The 18,057-nt window shown below is 72.6% G+C and carries 20 protein-coding genes; 7 read left to right on the top strand and 13 right to left on the bottom strand.

Annotated features, from left to right (window positions below):
• The first annotated feature begins 13 nt into the window (after positions 1–13).
• From ACGFRG_RS10780 to ACGFRG_RS10795, 4 genes are all read left to right on the top strand, one after another.
• The gene (locus tag ACGFRG_RS10780; RefSeq protein ID WP_361432812.1) at positions 14–625 is read left to right on the top strand and encodes a TetR/AcrR family transcriptional regulator; all 612 of its coding nucleotides are present in this window, start codon (positions 14–16) and stop codon (positions 623–625) included.
• Positions 626–651: 26 nt separating this feature from the next.
• Complete coding sequence (locus ACGFRG_RS10785; protein ID WP_393263126.1) at positions 652–1,809, top strand: acetyl-CoA C-acetyltransferase; 1,158 nt, start codon at positions 652–654, stop codon at positions 1,807–1,809.
• A 193-nt stretch (positions 1,810–2,002) separates the two neighbouring features.
• Positions 2,003–2,206: a cold-shock protein gene (locus ACGFRG_RS10790; RefSeq protein WP_030794464.1), complete on the top strand. Its 204-nt coding sequence runs from the start codon at positions 2,003–2,005 to the stop codon at positions 2,204–2,206.
• 105 nt (positions 2,207–2,311) lie between these two features.
• Complete coding sequence (locus ACGFRG_RS10795; RefSeq protein ID WP_393263128.1) at positions 2,312–3,862, top strand: DEAD/DEAH box helicase; 1,551 nt, start codon at positions 2,312–2,314, stop codon at positions 3,860–3,862.
• Positions 3,863–4,326: 464 nt separating this feature from the next.
• Here ACGFRG_RS10795 and ACGFRG_RS10800 read toward each other — a convergent pair whose 3' ends face one another.
• Genes ACGFRG_RS10800 through ACGFRG_RS10815 form a run of 4 tightly spaced genes read right to left on the bottom strand, consistent with a single transcriptional unit; the run spans position 4,327 to position 7,737 of the window.
• Entirely contained in the window at positions 4,327–5,385 is a 1,059-nt protein-coding gene (locus ACGFRG_RS10800) for an NAD(P)H-dependent flavin oxidoreductase (protein ID WP_393263130.1), read from the bottom strand.
• Positions 5,385–6,107, bottom strand: a complete 723-nt coding sequence (locus ACGFRG_RS10805; RefSeq protein WP_393263132.1) for a CoA-transferase subunit beta — start codon at positions 6,105–6,107, stop codon at positions 5,385–5,387. The genes ACGFRG_RS10800 and ACGFRG_RS10805 overlap by 1 nt, the downstream gene beginning before the upstream one ends.
• Positions 6,104–6,982: a CoA transferase subunit A gene (locus ACGFRG_RS10810; protein WP_393263134.1), complete on the bottom strand. Its 879-nt coding sequence runs from the start codon at positions 6,980–6,982 to the stop codon at positions 6,104–6,106. Before ACGFRG_RS10810 ends, ACGFRG_RS10805 begins: the two co-directional genes overlap by 4 nt.
• Entirely contained in the window at positions 6,979–7,737 is a 759-nt protein-coding gene (locus tag ACGFRG_RS10815; protein ID WP_393263136.1) for an enoyl-CoA hydratase family protein, read from the bottom strand. Before ACGFRG_RS10815 ends, ACGFRG_RS10810 begins: the two co-directional genes overlap by 4 nt.
• Positions 7,738–7,792: 55 nt before the next feature.
• Here ACGFRG_RS10815 and ACGFRG_RS10820 point away from each other — a divergent pair, with 55 nt between their 5' ends.
• Positions 7,793–8,605 (top strand): SDR family oxidoreductase, encoded by an 813-nt coding sequence (locus ACGFRG_RS10820; protein ID WP_393263138.1) that lies wholly within the window; start codon positions 7,793–7,795, stop codon positions 8,603–8,605.
• A 1-nt stretch (position 8,606) separates the two neighbouring features.
• Positions 8,607–9,491 (top strand): SDR family oxidoreductase, encoded by an 885-nt coding sequence (locus ACGFRG_RS10825; RefSeq protein WP_393263140.1) that lies wholly within the window; start codon positions 8,607–8,609, stop codon positions 9,489–9,491.
• A gap of 56 nt (positions 9,492–9,547) precedes the next feature.
• Here ACGFRG_RS10825 and ACGFRG_RS10830 read toward each other — a convergent pair whose 3' ends face one another.
• Positions 9,548–10,018, bottom strand: a complete 471-nt coding sequence (locus ACGFRG_RS10830; protein ID WP_361430121.1) for a MarR family transcriptional regulator — start codon at positions 10,016–10,018, stop codon at positions 9,548–9,550.
• A gap of 177 nt (positions 10,019–10,195) precedes the next feature.
• Here ACGFRG_RS10830 and ACGFRG_RS10835 point away from each other — a divergent pair, with 177 nt between their 5' ends.
• A complete protein-coding gene (locus tag ACGFRG_RS10835) occupies positions 10,196–10,597 on the top strand; it encodes a ribonuclease domain-containing protein (protein ID WP_361430123.1) in 402 nt (133 codons plus the stop codon).
• Positions 10,598–10,637: 40 nt separating this feature from the next.
• Here the strand turns inward: ACGFRG_RS10835 and ACGFRG_RS10840 are convergent, their stop codons facing one another.
• The 8 genes from ACGFRG_RS10840 to ACGFRG_RS10875 all read right to left on the bottom strand — a co-directional run bounded on the left by ACGFRG_RS10840 (position 10,638) and on the right by ACGFRG_RS10875 (position 18,015).
• The gene (locus ACGFRG_RS10840) at positions 10,638–11,396 is read right to left on the bottom strand and encodes a GntR family transcriptional regulator (protein WP_361430125.1); all 759 of its coding nucleotides are present in this window, start codon (positions 11,394–11,396) and stop codon (positions 10,638–10,640) included.
• Between the two features lie 18 nt (positions 11,397–11,414).
• Positions 11,415–12,065 carry an HAD family hydrolase gene (locus ACGFRG_RS10845; protein WP_393263143.1) on the bottom strand — a complete coding sequence of 217 codons (651 nt, stop codon included), beginning with the start codon at positions 12,063–12,065 and terminating at the stop codon, positions 11,415–11,417.
• Positions 12,062–13,120: an ABC transporter ATP-binding protein gene (locus ACGFRG_RS10850; RefSeq protein ID WP_361430128.1), complete on the bottom strand. Its 1,059-nt coding sequence runs from the start codon at positions 13,118–13,120 to the stop codon at positions 12,062–12,064. Before ACGFRG_RS10850 ends, ACGFRG_RS10845 begins: the two co-directional genes overlap by 4 nt.
• The gene (locus ACGFRG_RS10855) at positions 13,117–13,974 is read right to left on the bottom strand and encodes an ABC transporter permease (RefSeq protein WP_393263145.1); all 858 of its coding nucleotides are present in this window, start codon (positions 13,972–13,974) and stop codon (positions 13,117–13,119) included. The genes ACGFRG_RS10850 and ACGFRG_RS10855 overlap by 4 nt, the downstream gene beginning before the upstream one ends.
• Entirely contained in the window at positions 13,962–14,873 is a 912-nt protein-coding gene (locus tag ACGFRG_RS10860) for an ABC transporter permease subunit (RefSeq protein ID WP_361430131.1), read from the bottom strand. The genes ACGFRG_RS10855 and ACGFRG_RS10860 overlap by 13 nt, the downstream gene beginning before the upstream one ends.
• A gap of 4 nt (positions 14,874–14,877) precedes the next feature.
• Positions 14,878–16,047: an ABC transporter substrate-binding protein gene (locus tag ACGFRG_RS10865; protein WP_393263147.1), complete on the bottom strand. Its 1,170-nt coding sequence runs from the start codon at positions 16,045–16,047 to the stop codon at positions 14,878–14,880.
• Positions 16,048–16,359: 312 nt separating this feature from the next.
• Positions 16,360–17,067 (bottom strand): ankyrin repeat domain-containing protein, encoded by a 708-nt coding sequence (locus ACGFRG_RS10870; protein ID WP_361430134.1) that lies wholly within the window; start codon positions 17,065–17,067, stop codon positions 16,360–16,362.
• 39 nt (positions 17,068–17,106) lie between these two features.
• Positions 17,107–18,015, bottom strand: a complete 909-nt coding sequence (locus ACGFRG_RS10875) for a hypothetical protein (RefSeq protein ID WP_361430136.1) — start codon at positions 18,013–18,015, stop codon at positions 17,107–17,109.
• Between the last annotated feature and the right edge of the window lie 42 nt (positions 18,016–18,057).

Raw genomic sequence — 18,057 nt, forward strand, 5'->3', positions numbered from 1 at the left:
CGACAATGGACCCGTGCCGAACAACAAGAAGCAGCAGGTGACCGCCTCGCCCGAGCGGCGCGGGGAACTCCTCGCCACCGCGGCCGAGGTGTTCGCGGCCCAGGGCTACAACGCCACCACCGTCCGCCGGATCGCGGACGAGGCCGGCATGCTCGCGGGCAGCCTCTACTACCACTTCGATTCCAAGGAATCGATGCTCGACGAGATCCTCTCCACCTTCCTGACCGAGCTCTGGGAGGGGTACGACGCCGTGCTCGCCGCCGGGCTCGGGCCCCGGGAGACCATCGAAGCCCTGGTCACCGAGTCGTTCCGGGAGATCGACCGGCACCGGGCGGCCGTCGCGATCTACCAGAAGGAGTCCCGCCACCTCGCCGCCCAGCCCCGCTTCGGCTACCTCGCCGACTCGCAGCGCAAGTTCGAGCGGGCGTGGCTGGGGACGCTGGAGCGCGGGGTGGCCGCGAAGGCGTTCCGGGCGGACCTGGACGTCCGGCTCACCTATCGGTTCGTCCGGGACACGGTGTGGGTGGCCGCGTCCTGGTACCGGCCGGGCGGACAGCACAGCCCGGAGGAAATCGCCCGCCAGTATCTGTCGATGGTGCTGGACGGAATCGCCGTACGCGAATAACCCACCTCAATTCCAAGGGAGTTGGAATGTCCGAGGCCTATATCGTCGAAGCGGTGCGTACGCCCGTCGGGCGGCGCGGGGGCGGGCTCTCGGCCGTCCATCCGGCGGATCTGGGAGCGCATGTGCTCGGCGCGCTGATGCGGCGCTGCGGAATCGATCCGGCCGCCGTCGAGGACGTCGTCTTCGGCTGCCTCGACGCGGTCGGGCCGCAGGCCGGGGACATCGCGCGGACGGCGTGGCTGGCGGCCGGGCTGCCGCAGGAGGTGCCGGGCGTGACCGTCGACCGCCAGTGCGGCTCCTCCCAGCAGGCCGTGCACTTCGCCGCCCAGGCGGTCCTCTCCGGCACCCAGGACCTGGTGGTCGCGGGCGGCGTCCAGAACATGTCGATGATCCCGATCGCCTACGCCTCCCGGCAGGCGGCGGTGCCGCTGGGTCTGACCGAGGGGCCGTTCGCCGGCTCCGAGGGCTGGCGGGCGCGGTACGGGAGGCAGCCGGTCGACCAGTTCCACGGCGCCGAGCTGATCGCGCGGCACTGGCGGATCACCCGCCGCGACCAGGAGGAATTCGCGCTCGGCTCGCACCGGAGGGCGCTGCGCGCGATCGACGAGGGCCGCTTCGCGCGCGAGAGCGTGCCGTACGCGAACGTGACCGTGGACGAGGGGCCGCGCCGCGACACGGACCTGGAGAAGATGGCGGCGCTCAAGCCGGTCGTCGACGGCGGAACGATCACCGCCGCCTGCTCCTCCCAGGTCTCGGACGGCGCGGCCGCGCTGCTGCTCGCGAGCGAGCGGGCGCTGCGGGAGCACGGGCTGACCCCGCGCGCCCGCGTCCACCACCTCTCGGTACGCGGCGAGGACCCCATTCGGATGCTGTCGGCCCCGATCCCGGCGACCGCGTACGCCCTGAAGAAGACGGGTCTGACGATCGACGCGATCGACCTGGTGGAGATCAATGAGGCGTTCGCGCCGGTGGTGCTCGCCTGGCTGAAGGAGACGGGCGCCGACCCGGCGAAGGTCAACGTCAACGGCGGGGCCATCGCGCTCGGCCACCCGCTGGGCGCCACCGGCGCCAAGCTGATGACCACCCTGGTGCACGAGCTGGAGCGCACCGGCGGCCGCTACGGCCTCCAGACGATGTGCGAGGGCGGCGGACAGGCGAACGTGACGATCGTCGAGCGGCTGTAGGCCGCCCCGGCGGGGGAGTGGCGCGGCCCACACCGCCTGCCCTGGCCAGGGCGGAGCGGTGTGGTAAAGTTTTCCCCGTTGCAGTTTTGGTACCCATAGACTTTATGTGCGCCTGACGGGAATGTTCCTTCAGGCGCATTAATTCTTTTCCGGCTTTCTCCGGATGGGGCCCCTACCTATTCAGGAGAATGACATGGCTACTGGCACCGTGAAGTGGTTCAACTCGGAAAAGGGCTTCGGCTTCATCGAGCAGGACGGCGGCGGCCCGGACGTCTTCGCCCACTACTCGAACATCGCCTCCTCCGGCTTCCGTGAGCTCCTTGAGGGCCAGAAGGTCTCCTTCGAGGTCACGCAGGGCCAGAAGGGCCTGCAGGCGGAGAACATCATCCCCGCCTGATCTTCGGCGAATTCCGCTAGCCGGGACCCGCACCGCGCAGGTGCGGGTCCCGGCTTGCGTGCTGTCCGTCCCCCGGCCCCGGAAGGCACCCTCCGTATGACGCGCATGACCTCCCGCAAGCGCCCCAGCTCCAGCTCCAGCAGGCCCGCCGCGAAGCCCGCGCGCGGCCGGACCGTACAGCCGCAGGGTGAATTCACGCTGCCGGAGACCGTCACCCCGGCGCTGCCCGCCGTGGCCGCCTTCGCCGACCTCGACATGCCCGCGGCGCTGCTCAAGACGCTCGCGGCGCAGGGGGTCACCGAGCCGTTCCCGATCCAGGCCGCCACCCTGCCGAACTCGCTGGCGGGCCGCGACATCCTGGGCCGGGGCCGCACCGGCTCGGGCAAGACGCTCGCCTTCGGACTCGCCCTCCTGGCCCGTACGGCCGGACACCGCGCCGAGCCGAAGGCGCCGCTGGCGCTGGTGCTCGTGCCGACACGCGAGCTCGCCCAGCAGGTCACCGACGCGCTCACGCCGTACGCCACCGCCGTCAACCTGCGCCTGACCACCGTCGTCGGCGGTCTCTCCCTGACCAAGCAGGCCAACGCGCTGCGGCGCGGCGCCGAGGTCCTGGTGGCCACGCCCGGCCGCCTCAAGGACCTCATAGAGCGCGGCGACTGCGTGCTCGGCCAGGTGCGTACGACGGTGCTCGACGAGGCCGACCAGATGGCCGACATGGGCTTCATGCCGCAGGTCACGGCGCTGCTGAAGCAGGTCGAGCCGGGTGGCCAGCGGATGCTGTTCTCGGCGACCCTGGACAAGAACATCGACCGCCTGGTCCGGATGTTCCTCACCGACCCGGTCGTCCACTCGGTGGACCCGTCGGCGGGCGCGGTCACCACGATGGAACACCACGTCCTCTACATCCAGGACGAGACCGACAAGAAGGCCGTCACCGCGCGCATCGCGGCGCGCGACGGCCGGGTGATCATGTTCCTGGACACCAAGCGTTCCGTGGACCGGCTGGTCAAGCGGCTGCTCGCGAGCGGTGTACGGGCGGCGGGCCTGCACGGCGGCCGCTCCCAGCCGCAGCGCAACCGGACGCTTGAGCAGTTCAAGAACGGCCAGGTCACCGCGCTGATCGCGACGAACGTCGCGGCGCGTGGCATCCACGTGGACGACCTCGACCTGGTCGTCAACGTCGACCCGCCCACCGACCACAAGGACTACCTCCACCGGGGCGGCCGCACGGCCCGCGCGGGCGAGTCGGGCAGCGTCGTCACCCTGGTCCTGCCGGAGCAGAAGCGCGAGATGACCCGCCTCATGTCGTTCGCGGGGATCCGTCCGCAGACTGCTGCGGTGAAGTCGAGCGACGAGGAGCTGGTACGGGTCACGGGCGCGCGCGAGCCGTCCGGCGTCCCGGTCGTGATCGAGCTCCCGCCGCAGCCGACGCCGTCCACGTCGGGCCGCGGCCGCAGCCGGGGCACCCGCTCGGGCGGAGCCCGCACGTCCGGTGCGACCGGTGGTGCCCGCACGTCCAATGGCGCCGGTGGTGCCCGTACGTCCAGCGGTACCGGTGGTGCCCGCACCCAGGGTGGCGGTCGCGCGGGCCAGGGCGGCGCGCCCCGGCGCGGCGGTCGCCCCCAGGGCGGCGGCCGCCGCAACGCAACGGCGTAACCCCTGGGGCTCCGCCCGGGACCCCGTGACCGCTCCGTGTTCACCTGCGGGTGCGTGGGGGCTGGTCGCGCAGTTCCCCGCGCCCCTAAAGGCGGGCCGGTGGTTTGTCTGCGGGTTGTGTGTGGCTGGTCGCGCAGTTCCCCGCGCCCCTCAGATGGGCCCTTCGGGCCCTCCCTGCGGGCGTGGGCATCGGCGTGAGCAGCGAAATTGGGCCCGGAGGGCCCTCTTAGGGGCGCGGGGCTGTGTCGATTTGCGGCTCCGCCGCGTGGGCGCGAGCAACCCAGCACGGTCCGCAGCCGAACGAAGCGGGGTGCAGGGGCGCAGCCCCGCGTACCTACCCACTCACCCCAGCCGGGGTCCCGGGCGGAGCCCCAAGCGGGGTGCAGGGGGCGCAGCCCCCGCCCAGGGGTCCGGGGGCCCCGCCCCCGGGAAACCGCCTCCACCCCCACCCACCCCCGGAGGGTTCAGGGAAGGGGCGGGGTGGGGGAAAGACCCGACAGGATCGCGGACGCCTCACCCATCACCCGCCCCACCAACTCCGCACAGCTCGGCAGATCCGAAATCACCCCCGCCACCTGCCCGGACGCCATCACCCCGGACTCCGCCCGCCCGTCCACCATCGCCGCCTTCAGCAGCATCGGAGCATTGGCCGCCAGCAGCACCTGACTCCACGTCAAGTCATGGCCGCGCCGCATGGCGACCCCGTCCCGGAGCATCCGGGACCAGGTCAGCCCGGACAAGCGGCGGAACCCCGACGCATGCCGCACCGCACGCGTCAACGCCCGCAACCGCCCCGCCCGTTCGAGCGAGGCGACGAACTCCGTACGGAGCATGCGGTGCGGCAGCCCGTCCACCGCCCGCGTCACCGTCACATCCCCCACCCCCGCCGCCAGATACCGCGCCTTCACCGCGTCCGGCACCGGAGAGTCGGAGGTGAGCAGGAAGCGCGTGCCCATCGCGACCCCCGCCGCCCCGTACGCCAGCGCCGCCACCAGACCGCGCCCGTCGCAGAAGCCGCCGGCCGCGATCACCGGGATGTCCACCGCGTCCACCACCTGCGGCAGCAGGACCGTGGTCGCCACCTCGCCGGTGTGCCCGCCGCCCTCCCCGCCCTGCACGATCACCGCGTCCGCGCCCCACGCCGCGACCTTCTCGGCGTGCCGCCGCGCCCCGACGGACGGCACGACCACCACCCCCGCGTCCTTCAGCTCGGCGATCAGCTCCCGAGAGGGGGCCAGCGCGAAGGACGCCACCCGCACGCCCTCCTCCACGATGATCCGCACCCGCTCCCGCGCGTCGCCCGCGTCCGCCCGCAGATTGACCCCGAACGGCGCGTCCGTACGGGACTTGACCTCCCGTACCGCAGCCCGCAGCGCGTCCGTGGTCATCGTCGCCGAGGCGAGAATGCCCAGCGCCCCCGCCTCGGCCGTGGCCGTCACCAGGCGGGGCCCGGCCACCCAGCCCATCCCGGTCTGCACGATCGGGTGCCGCACCCCGACGAGGGCCGTCAGCGCCGTCTCCATCACGCGGACCGGACCTCTCGCTCGCGACGGCCCTCCGGGTCGAGCACGTCCCGTATCAAGCGCAGCTCCTCGGCGGTGGGTTCACGCGTGAAGGCGACTTCGGCATCCACCGACAGCGAGAAACCCGTCGCCGAGCGCACCTCCTCCACCGTCACCCCCGGATGCAGCGACGCCAGCCGCATCGAGTGGTCCGGCGTGGCGAAGTCGAAGACGCCGAGGTCGCTCACGACCCGGGGGATGCGGTGGTAGCGCGCCCCGGCGGCGGCCGCCCGGTCGTAGCCGACGCCGCACACCATGTCGACCGCCGGGACGAAGACCCGGGGCGAATGGCGGGGGATCCAGTAACTCACCGGATTGTTGAGGGTGTTGACCGGTGCGCCGCGCACCCCGAGCAGCTGGCGCGTCGGGGCCGCCCAGTCGCCGATGCAGGAGATGTTCTGGTTGCCGAACCGGTCGATCTGGCTCGCGCCCATCATCACGTGCCGCCGCCCGCCGGTGACCATGGTCAGATGGCGGCGGTAGGGGAGCCAGCCCTCGGTCGCCCCGGCCGTCGTGACGAGCCTCGCCTCGCCGTCGGTGAGCAGCAGGTCGCGCGCGAACGTGAGGCGTGCCAGGCGGGCGCCGACCGACGGGATCAGGCCCATCGGGCTGGCCAGCACCTCACCGTCGCCCCGCCAGGCCTCGGCGCAGGCGATCACGCAGTACTCGGCGCGGCTGATCACCGGACTCCCTCCTGCCGGGCCTGGACCCGGACCTCCTCGTGCCAGGTCCGGACGGCCGACTGGTAGCTCTCCTCGTCGCCGTCGCCGGGGAGGAAGCGCGCGGCGAACTCCGGCCAGGGCGTGGTCGCGTACAGCTTCTGGAACGGCTCGTCGCGCTCGTAGTCGGGCGCGCAGGACGTGAAGTGCGCCCCGTGCGGGGTCTCCACCACACCGGTGACCGAATGACGTGCGACGAGGAGGGTCTGGGGAGCGGCGTCCGCGAAGCCGCCCGGGTCCACCACGCGTTCGCAGGAGACGTACGCCTCCTCGGCGGCCTCGCAGAACAGGTCGTCGAAGTACGGGTCCGGGCCCAGGTACTGCGCGTTGCCGAGCCGGTCGGCGCGGTTCAGGTGGACCAGGGCCGCGTCCAGCCGCAGGGCGGGCATCGCGACGAAGGTCTCGCCGTCTTCGTACGGTGAAGTGACCGTGCGCAGTGCGGGGTTGACCCGCATGACGTCCGAGCCGAGCCCTGCCCGTACCGGCAGGAACGGCAGCCGGTTGGCGGCGGCGTGCAGCCCCCACATGAACATCGCCTCGTCGACCTCCATCAGCTCGAACGCGCCCGCCTCGCGGGCCGCGCGGAAGTGCGGTTCGAGCGGGATCGAGTCGAGGGTCGCGAAGGGGGCGACCAGCTTGCGGACGCGCCCGGCGGCGGCGAGCACCCCGACGTCCGGACCGCCGTACGAGACGACGGTCAGATCCGTGACGGGGGACCGCAGCACCGCCCTGACCAGCGCCATCGGCTTGCGGCGCGAGCCCCAGCCGCCGATGCCGACGGTCATGCCGCTGCGCAGCCGCGCCGCCACCTCGTCGGGCGTCATGGTCTTGTCGGTCATGCCGGTCCCGCCTGTTCCTCGCTGCCGAAGGTCGCCCGTACCCGGTCGGCGACCCCGCTGAGGTTGGCCTCGAAGGTGAAGCCCTGCTCGTAGCGGTAGCTGCGGTGGACGTCGACGGGGTCGATGCCGTTGATGGCGGCCTTCGCCAGCCGGATGAGCGTGCCGTCCTTGCGGGCGATCTCGCGCGCCAACTCCAGTGCGGCGGACGGCAGTTCCGGGCGCTCGACCACCCTCCAGACCGAGCCGTGCGCGTGCAGCTCGCGGGCCGTGACGGTCCGCGAGGTGTAGTAGAGCGCGCGCATCAGATGCTGGGGGACCAGCCGGGCGAGATGGGTGGCGGCGCCGAGCGCGCCCCGGTCCAGCTCGGGCAGCCCGAAGGTGGCGTCCTCGCTGGCGACGACGGCGTCCGCGTTGCCGACCAGGCCGACGCCGCCGCCGAGGCAGTGCCCCTGCACCGCCGCGACGACCGGCACCTCGCACTCGTACACCGCCGAGAACGCCTCGTAGCAGCCCCGGTTGGCGCCGATGAGGGCGCTGTGACCCCGGTCGCGCCGCAGCTCCTTGATGTCGACCCCGGCGTTGAAGCCGCGCCCCTCGGCGGCCAGGACGACACAGCGGACACCGGGGTCGCGCCCGGCGGCGCGTACGGCGTCGGCCAGTTCGTACCAGCCCTTCACGGGCAGCGCGTTGACGGGCGGGAAGTCGACCGTGACGACGGAAATCCCCGTTTCGGGGGCGGTGGTGGAGACACCCATGAGCGGATCAGCTACCTTTCCACCAAACGTTTGTTAGGTAGGAAGGTAGCAGCGGATGGAGCTGGCCGGGAAGGCGGCGGTCGTCACCGGGGGCACCCGGGGCGTCGGCGCGGGCATCGCACGGGCGCTCCTCGCGGCCGGCGCCGACGTCGTCGTCTGCGCCCGCCGCCCACCCCGAAGCCCGGTCCGGGCGGCGGGCCGCGAGGCCGAGTTCCGCCCGGTCGACCTGCGCGAACCCCAGGCCGTACGGGAGTTCTTCGACGCGGTCGCGACGGCGTACGGGCGCCTCGACCTCCTCGTCAACAACGCGGGCGGCACGCCCTACCGGCTGCTCGGCGAAGGCGAAGCCGGGAACACGGAGATACGCACAGGCGCGCTCGACGCCGAGCGCCACGCGCGCGTGATCGCGCTCAACCTCATCGCGCCGCTCACCGCCTCCCTCGCCGCGTACCCGTATCTGCGCGGCTCCGGCGGCTCGGTCGTCATGATCGGCAGCGTCAGCGGTACGCGCCCCTCGCCCGGGACCGCCGCGTACGGCGCCGCCAAGGCCGGGGTGGAGAGCCTGGCCCGCTCGATGGCGGTCGAGTGGGCACCCGAAGTGCGGGTCAACACCCTGGTCCTGGGCATGGTCCGCACCGAGCTCGCCCATCTCCACTACGGGGACGCGCGGGGGGTCGCGGCAGTCGAGCGCACGGTGCCGCTGGGGCGACTGGCCGAGCCGTCCGACGTGGGCGCGGCGGTCGTCTTCCTCGCGTCCGGAGCGGCCTCGTACATCACCGGCGCCTCCCTCCTGGTCCACGGCGGGGGAGAGCGCCCGGCGTTCCTGGGCGCGGCGACAGTCAACACGGCGGAAACCAAAGGGAGTTGAGATGGCTGCGGACATGTGTGCGGGGCGGGTCGTCGTGGTGACGGGCGCGGGGCGGGGGCTCGGCCGGGCCCACGCCCTGGCGTTCGCGGCCGAGGGGGCGAAGGTCGTCGTCAACGACCTCGGGGTCGGCCTCGACGGCACGCCGGGCTCCGGCAGCCCCGCCCGGAACGTGGTCGAGGAGATCCGGGCGGCGGGCGGCGAGGCGGTCGCGCACGGCGGGGACATCGCGACGGCGAAGGGCGCGGCCTCGCTGGTCGAGGCGGCGCTCGACACCTTCGGCCGCCTCGACACGCTCGTCAACAACGCGGGCTTCCTGCGGGACCGGATGCTGGTGAACCTCGACGAGGACGACTGGGACGCGGTGCTGCGGGTCCACCTCAAGGGCCACTTCCTGCCGCTGCGGGAGGCGGCCGCGTACTGGCGGACCGAGTCCAAGGCGGGGCGCCGGCCGGTGGCCCGGATCGTCAACACCACCTCCGGCGCCGGGCTGTTGGGCAGCGTGGGGCAGGGCAACTACGCGGCCGCCAAGGCCGGGATCGTCGGTCTGACGCTGGTCGCGGCGGCCGAACTCGCCCGGTACGGCGTCCAGGTCAACGCGGTCGCCCCGGCGGCACGCACCCGTATGACGGAACGTGCCTTCGCCGATCTGGCGGCCGCGCCCGAGGACGTGGCGCCGCTGGTGGTCTGGCTCGGGTCGGCCGCGAGCGACGGCGTCACGGGCCGCGTCTTCGAGGCCGAGGCGGGCCGGATCACCGTGATGGAAGGGTGGCGTCCGGGCCCGACGGCGGACAAGGGCGACCGCAGAACCCCGGCGGAGGCGGGCGACACAGCGCGCGACCTGCTGGCGCGGGCACAGGCGCCGGGGGCGGTGTACGGGGCGGGGTGACCGGGGACGGCCGGTCGGGGACCGTGTGCGGCGGGAACAGCGGAAGGGGGCGGGGGTTACGACGTCAGCCGGGTCGCGGCCTCCCGTTGCAGGGTGCTCGTACCGGCCAGGAACCGTACGACCGTCTGCAGCTCGTCGGTCGTGAACTCGTCGCAGAACGAGGCCATTTCGCTCGACCAGTCCACGAAGAACCGTTTCAGACCGGCCACGTTCTCCCGGCGGATCTCGATGAGTACCCGGCGCTTGTCGGTGGGATGCTTGGCGCGGCGTACGAAGCCCTTGGTCTCCAGGCGGTCCACGAGGCCGGTGACGGAGGCGGGGGCGAGGCCGGTGTGCTGGCAGAGGTCCTTGGCGGTGAGCGGGCCGAACCGTTCGAGCAGATCGAGCGTCTTGCTCTCCGAGGCGCCGAGGCCTTGCTTCCCGGCGACGGCGGTGTGGAACATCACCGTGACGCCGCTGTGTTCGCGCGCCACGCTCAGAAGGTCTTCGACCGCCTTGGCGCGGTCAGTGCCGTTGCTGTCGTCCATGCGGGGGAGAGTAGCAACTCCTTAGTTTGCTGAAACGAAAGAATGGCTAAATTATCCCCCTTGTCACAAATAGCGGTGGGCGCCTCCGTTACGCCAGGGTGTCGCAGGTTAACTCGTAGGAAATTCAATGGTTTTATCGTTGACGACCCCCGCTCTACGCGCGTCATCATGTGGCGCATGACCACCCCCACACGCATCACGAAGCGCTTTGTCACGCTCGGCGGCGTCGCCGCCCTCGCCGCGACCCTGCTGGTCGGCCCGTCCGCGCTGACGGCCACCGCGTCCACCCAGTCCACCGGCAGCATCTGCTACGGAGCCCTGCCCTCGCAGGCGCACGACACGCTCGACCTGATCCAGCAGGGCGGCCCGTTCCCGTACTCGCAGGACGGCGTGGTCTTCACCAACCGCGAGCACGTCCTGCCGGCGGAGTCGAGCGGCTACTACCACGAGTACACGGTCACGACGCCGGGCTCCCCGACGCGCGGCGCCCGCCGCGTCGTCACCGGTGAGCAGGACAACGAGGACTACTACACCTCGGACCACTACGCGACCTTCGACCTGATCGACTTCGGCTGCTGAAGCTCCCCGCCAGATCGTTCCGGCCGAAAAACGCCGATGGTCAGGAGCCGCCCAGGCTCCTGCCCATCGCGCGTGACCCGGTCGAGTTGCGCACCGTGAACGCCACCGTGCCCGGGAGATAGCGGTCCTGGGACCATTCGAGCGGCAGCCCGGCCGGGTCGGTGGAGCGGCGGCGTTCACGGAGCAGCGCCTCACCGGCCGGGCAGCCCAGCAACTCCGCGTCGGCCGCGTCCGCCGGGACTACGTCGATCGTATGGTGGGCGTCCACGAACAGCACCCCGTGCGCCTCCAACTCATCGGCGTGCGAGGCGAGTCGCGGATCCATCGCCAGGACCAGCTCGCCCACTCGCTCCGGGTACGTGGTGCGCTCCACCATCACCGGCGCGCCGGACAGGGTACGCACCCGCAGCACCCGGAACACCCGCTCTCCCAGCGGCAGTCGCAGCTGGTACGCCTCCTCCTCGCTCGCCTCGCCCGGGTCCACCGAGACCGTCCGGCCGCCCGGCACCTCGCCCAGCGAGCGGGCCCAGCGGGCGAAGGACCGCAGCTCCTCGAAGCTCTGCAGCCGCGCCCCGCCGGTCCCGCCGAGCACCACCCGCCGCGCACCGCGCCGTGAGGTCACCAGGCCGTCGGCCCGCAGCGCGCCGAGCGCCTGGCGGATGGTCCCCCTGGACACCCCGTAGGTGCGCGCGAGTTCGTCCTCGGCGGGCAGCCGCGCCCCCGATCCGTACTCGCCGGCGGTGATGGCGGCCCGCAGATCGCCGGCCACCTTCCGGTACAGCGGCGCCTTGCCTGCCACGTTCTCCCCCTGGATGTGTCAGCCGGTGCGGATCAGCGAGCGGAGCAACGCGAGATCCGCTTCCTCCAGACTAGCCAGCACCGTTCGGCCGGCCGCGGGCGCGATGGGTTCCATGGACGGCACCGCGAGCACCGCGCATCCCGCCGCCTCCGCCGACGTCACACCGGTGACCGTGTCCTCGACGGCGACGCACCGCGAGGGCTCCGCGCCGAGGGCCGCGGCGGCCGCGAGATACGGGTCGGGCGCGGGCTTGGTCCGTACGGTGTCCTCCGCGCCGTACACCGCGTCGAAGCGGTGTCCGGCCAGCGAGGCCGCCACCTTGTCGACCACCGCGCGCGGCGAGGCGGACACCAGCGCGGTCGGCACCCGGTGCTCGCGCAGCACGGACAGCAGCCGGACCGCCCCCGGCCGGGGCTCGGCCCCGCCCGCGAGCCGCGCCTCGAACCCCTCGCCCAACTCGGCCGCCAGCACCGCCTGTCGCTCGTTCAGCGGCTCGCTCAGCATCGCGGCCGTGTCCTCGACGGACCGCCCGTACACCGCCCGCCGCCCCGCGCCCGCCAGCACATAGCCGTGCCGGGCCGCGACCTGCTCGACGACCTCGACCCAGGCCGCCTCGGTGTCCACCAGGGTGCCGTCCATGTCGAACAGGACGGCCCGCAGCCCGCTCACGCGTCCTCACCCGCCGCCAGCACCGGACGCCGCTGCGGCCGCACCGTCACGGCGGCGCCCGCGCCGAACGCGCCCGCCGCGTGCGACGGAAGGTCGGCCTTGACCCGCGTCCCGTCCGCCAGCCTGATGTGCAGCCGGGTGCTCGCCCCGTGGAAGGCGCTGCCGGTCACCTGGTCCGGGCCGTCTTCCGTGACGTCCAGCGCCTCGGGCCGCAGCAGGAACGCGGTGGCCCCGGCGACCGGTCCGTCCACGGGAAGCGTGACGCCCAGGACCTCGGCCCGCCCGTCCGCCGCCGGGCGGCCCGGGATCCGGTTCATGGTGCCGATGAAGGACGCGACGAACGGGGTGGCCGGACGGTCGTACAACTCGGCCGGACTCGCGCACTGCTCCAGCCGTCCGCCGCGCATCACCGCGACCCGGTCGGCCATCGACAGCGCCTCCTCCTGGTCGTGCGTGACGAAGACCGTGGTGATGCCGAGCTCCAGCTGGAGCCGGCGGATCTCCTCGCGCAGGCTGACGCGCACCTTGGCGTCGAGCGCCGACAGCGGCTCGTCGAGCAGCAGCAGCCGGGGCCGCAGCGCCAGCGCGCGGGCCAGCGCGACCCGCTGCTGCTGGCCGCCCGAGAGCTGGTGGGCGAAGCGGCCGCCGTGCTCGGGCAGGCCCACGAGCTCCAGCAACTCGGCCGCGCGCGAACGGCGTTCGGCCGCCGGGACCTTGCGCATCCGCATCCCGAAGGCGACGTTCTCGGCCACCGTCAGATGCGGGAAGAGGCTGTAGGACTGGAAGACCATGCCGGTGTCGCGCCGGTTGGCGGGCACCGGCACGATGTCCTCGCCGTCGAGCAGCACCTGCCCGGCGTCCGGCCGCTCGAAGCCCGCGAGGACCCGCAGAGCCGTGGTCTTGCCGCAGCCCGACGGGCCGAGCAGGGCGAGGAGTTCACCGGGCGCGACATCGAGGTCGAGCCCGTCGAGCGCGACGGCGGAGCCGAACGTGCGGCGCAGCCCCCGGATCGTCAGGGCGGTTCCGGTGCGTGGAGCGGCATCGGTGAGGGTCACGCGCCGGCCTCCTTCTTGTTCTTGCGGACGAGGGTACGAGAGCGGGTACGGGTGCGGGCGAGCGCCGTCAGGACGAGCAGCAGCACCCAGGTCAGCACCAGGCTGAGCAGCGAGACGGCCACGGACAGCTGGGCGTTGGAGCCGGACGCCTGCACGATCCACACCGCGAACGGCTGGAACCCGAGCAGCTGCGCCACGGTGAACTCGCCGAGCACCAGCGCGAGCGCCAGGAACGACGCGTTGAGCAGGGCGGTCCGCAGATTGGGCAGCACCACCGAGAAGATCGCGCGCGGCCAGGACGCGCCCAGATCCCGGGCGGCCTCGACGAGCGTACGGACGTCCAGGGCGCGCAGCCCCGCGTCCAGCGAGCGATAGACGAACGGCAGGGCCATCACCACGTACGCCAGGATCAGCACGACGGGGAAGTCGGGGTTCTGGACGGCGACGAACGTCGCGTACAGCGGGGTGGTGGACAGATGGTCCGGGCCCCACTTCAGGACCGTCCCGATCCCGGCCACCAGCGCCACCGGCGGCACCACCAGCGGCAGCGTGCACACCGTCTCCAGGACCACCCGCAGCCGCCCCGACCCCGAAAGGCGCACCGCGAGCGCGGCCGGGACCGTGAGCAGCAGCGCGAGCGCGACCGTGGTCAGCGCGAGGCCGAGGGAGAGCAGCAGCGCCGTGGTGAAGCCGTCGGCGGCGAAGATCTGGGTGTACGAGGAGAGGGTGAAGCCCTGGTTGGGCACATCGACGGTGAAGACCGCGGCGGCCAGCAGCGGGACCAGGAAGTACACCCCGGCCACGCCGAGGACCGCGCCGCGCCACGGGCGCAGCGGCTGCGTCAGGCGAGCCATCGGGCGCTCCTTCGCTGGAGGGGCAGGTGGACGGCCATGACGAGGGCCGCGACCAGGACCATGTCGAGGCTGAGCGCGAGGGCCACGTTCTCCTGGCCGAGCAGGACGTTGCCGGAGAGCGCGTCCGCGATCTGGAGCGTCACCAGCGGCACCGAGCTGCCGACCATCGCGGCGGCCGTGGCGTACGCGGCGAAGGCGCTGCCGAAGAGCAGCACGAACCCGCCGAGCAGGGTCGGCAGCAGCACCGGGATGCCGATGTGCCGCCAGTACTGCCAGGCGCTCGCGCCGGAGTTGAGGGCCGCCTCGCGCCACTGCGGGCGCAGCCCGTCGAGCGCGGGCGCCACGGTGAGCACCATCAGCGGCACCAGGAAGTAGAGATAGGTGATCGCCAGGCCCCAGAAGCTGTAGAGGCTCCAGCCGTGGTGATCGAGCCCGAGGCGGGTGGTGAGCACACCGGCGTTGCCGAGGGTGGCGACGAAGGCGAACGCGAGCGGCACACCGCCGAAGTTGGCGAGGACGCCGGACGCGGTGAGCACGCTCTCGCGCAGCACCCGGCCGCGCGAGGTGACGACGGCCTGCGCGAGCAGCAGCCCGAGCACCGAGCCGATCGCGGCGGTGGTGCCCGCGAGCTTCAGGCTGCCGAGCAGCGCGGTGCGGTAGGCGCCGTGCACGGACGCGTCCAGGTTGGCCAGGCCGTACGAACCGTTCACCGTCAGCGCCCCGTTGAGCATCGCGAGCGCCGGGAGGCCGAAGGCGAGCGCGACGAAGAGGAGCAGCGGGACGGCGGCGAGCCAGGGCCCGGGACGGCGGCGGTTGGGAACCGCCTGGTCCGCCGGGGCGGTTGCGGTGGCCCGGGCCGGGGCGGTGGCCCCGGCCGGGGTGGTGGTCTCGATCGTCACCGGTTCAGCCCGAAATCGCCTTGGCCCAGCCCTGGGCGAGGACCGTCTTCGCCCGGGCGGTCTGCTGCTCGCTGGGGAACTTCGGGGTGCCCGCGACCTTCGGGAGCGTCGCCGCCGCGTCCTTGTCGAGCGTGCCGTCCTGCTCCATGACGCTCATGAGCACCGGGCGGGCGTGCCCCTTCAGCCACAGGTTCTGGCCCTCGGCGGAGTACAGGTACTCCTGCCACAGCCGGGCTGCCGCCGGGTGCGGGGCGTCCTTGTTGACGGCCTGGGAGTAGTACTGGGCGTAGACGCCGTCGGTGGGCACGGCGACCTTCCAGTCGAGCCCCTTGGTCTTGAACTCCTCGCCGTAACCGGCGTTGAGGTAGTCCCAGTCGATGCTGATCGGGGTCTCGCCCTTCTCGACAGTGGCCGGGGTGGACTCGACGGGGTTGTAGTTCCCGCTCTTCTTCAGCTTGCCGAAGAAGTCGAGGCCGGGCTGGATGTCGTCGAACGAACCGCCGTTGGCGAGCGAGGCGGCGTACACACCGGCGAACGCCGAACCCGACTTGGTGGGGTTGCCGTTCAGCGCCACCTGGCCCTTGTACTGCGGCTTGAGCAGATCGGCGAAGGTCTGCGGGCACTCCTTGACGCGCTTGGCGTCGCAGCCGATGGAGACATAGCCGCCGTAGTCGTTGAACCAGCGCGCCTGCGCGTCCTTCTGGCCCTGCGCGATCTTGTCGTACGCCTCCACCCGGTACGGGGCGGTCAGCCCCTGCTGGGCCGCGGCCTGGGCGAACGAGGCGCCGAGGTCGAGGACGTCCGGGGCACGGCCTTGGCCCTTGCGGGTCTTGACCGCGTTGATCTCGTCCTGGCTGGTTCCGTCCGGATTGTCGACGGCGACCTTGATGCCGTACTTCTTGCTGAACCCGTCGATGATCGCGCCGTAGTTGGCCCAGTCGCGGGGGATGGCGATCGCGTTGAGCGTGCCCTCCTTCTTGGCCGCGGCGACGAGCGCGTCCATGCCGCCCGCGTCCTTGGCGGAAGCGGCGGTGGCGATGTTCTGACCGCCCTTCCCGCCCGAGTCGACGTTCTTGGCGTCGCTCTTGGCGCCGCACGCGGCGAGGGCGAACGCGGATGCGGTGAGCGCGAGGGCGATACCGGTATTGCGGCGGATGCGAGGGGCGGTCGTCACGTGGGCTCCATGAGGGGCGAGGCCGTACGGAGTTGTACAGCCAACTGTTGTACAGACAACTCCTTCATTACGGGGGTGGTGTGTGACTCGGTGGTTAACAGGGGGCGGTTTTCGGCCGTCCAGCCGGTGAGATTCGGCCTCCCGGCCCGGGGGGTGTTGTTGTTTGGCTGCGGGCCGGTGGGGGGGCTGGTCGCTCCCCCAAGCTCTCGACTCCGCTCGAACAGGGGGGACCCCCACTGCGGCGGAGCCGCACAATGTCACAGCCCCGCGCCCCTCAACGCCTCCGGGACCGTTGCGATCAGCCCGTACCCCTTATGCCTCCAGGGCCGTCACGATTTCCGCGTGCGCCGTCTGCTGGTCCACCGTCGCCCATGTCTCGCCGTCGCGCCTGGCCTCCGCCACTACCGTCACGCCGTCCTCGTCCGTCACTCGGCGTACTACGGTCTCGATCTCCTCGCCGTATGTCCGGACCAGTTGCCGCCGCAGTTCGTCCGCGATGTCGCGGGTGAGCCACAGGCGCGCCTCCGTCAGGGCCTCGCGGCGGGCCGGCGCGCCGTGGCGCAGCAGGGCGCGGACGGTGGGCAGGGAGCCGCGGCGGGCGGCCAGGACCAGGGGCGGCTCGCCGGTCGGGGCGGGCAGGGACGGGTCGGCGCCGGCCGCGAGCAGGGCCTCGGCCGTGGCGGCGTGGCCCAGGCGTACGGCCCAGGTCATCGCCGTGAAGCCGAAGCCCTCGCGCAGATCCGGGCGCGCCCCGGCCGCGAGCAGGGACCGTACGACTTCGGTGTGGCCGCCGCACGCGGCCCCGCACAGCGGCAGGTCCGCCGCGTCCGGGCCGCTCGCGCGCTCGGGGTCGGCGCCCGCGGCGAGCAGCAGCCGGACCGCGCCCGGCCGGTTCTCGACGGCGGCGAGATAGAGCGCGGTCATGCCCTCGGCGTCGGTGTGCTCCGCGGTCGTCCCCGACCGCAGCGCCCGCATCACCGCGTCGTCGTCACCGGCCAGTACCGCCTCGAACAGGTCCATATGTCGACCTTACGTTCGAAAGCCCCTCCGTGATCATCGTCAGGTGTCGCACTCCAGGACCGTGCGGCACAGCGCGCACCGCGCCCGTACGCGCCCCCGCACGGGTACCCGGATCCGCTGTTGGCACGTCGGGCACGCGAAGCAGACCCGCAGCTCGCCGCGGTCGCTTTCGAACGAGTACGGCGTCGAGGGCCCGGCCGGCAGTCCGCCGTTCTCGCCCGCGTACTTCCGGTCCTTGGCGTACCGCCGCCGTCCGGCCCAGCCCGCCGCCACCAGCGGCGGCTGCTGGAGGTCGCGCCGGGCCTGGGCCAGGCCCGCCGTGTACGCGGGGTACGCCTGCGGGCTGGTGAACCAGGGCGAGGGGTCCTCGCCGAACACGGCCGCGCGCTTGGCCAGGACGTAGCCGAACTCCTCCGGCGTGAGATAGCCGAGCTTCTGGCTGGAGACCGCGTCCTCCCGGAACGCGTCGAGCAGCAGCCACCCCGCGCCCAGATAGGTGGTCGCGGTGTCGGTGAGGATCTCGTTGTCGCGCGTGCCCGGGAACGAGAGGTCGAGCCGGTGCAGCAGCACATGCGTGATCTCGTGCGCGAGCGCCGCCCCGATGTCCCGCCGGTGGCGCCGGAAGCGGTCGTTGAGCTCGATGAAGTACTCCGGCCCCGCCGCGAGTTCGACCGCCGCCGCGTGCTGCATCTCGCGGAAGCCCACGATCATCCGGGCCTCCGGCAGCCGCAGGTGCTGGACGAGCGCCCGGGCCACCCGCTGGGCCCCCAGATGCAGGTCGTCGTGGTCGGCGAAGGCCACGTCCACGGGCAGGACGCTCGTCGCGTACGCCTGGAGCCCGTCGTACGACAGCCGCTTGTGCAGCGCGGTGATCGCCGCCCGCACGGTGTCGAGGTGCGGATACCCGTGGACGACCGGGCTGGACCCGGCCGCGCTCTCGTGGGACACGCTGGCACCCCCGTACGACGGTGAACCGGCCTCCACTGTACG

The sequence above is a fragment of the Streptomyces sp. NPDC048696 genome, from assembly GCF_043198895.1.
Taxonomy (GTDB): Bacteria; Actinomycetota; Actinomycetes; order Streptomycetales; family Streptomycetaceae; genus Streptomyces.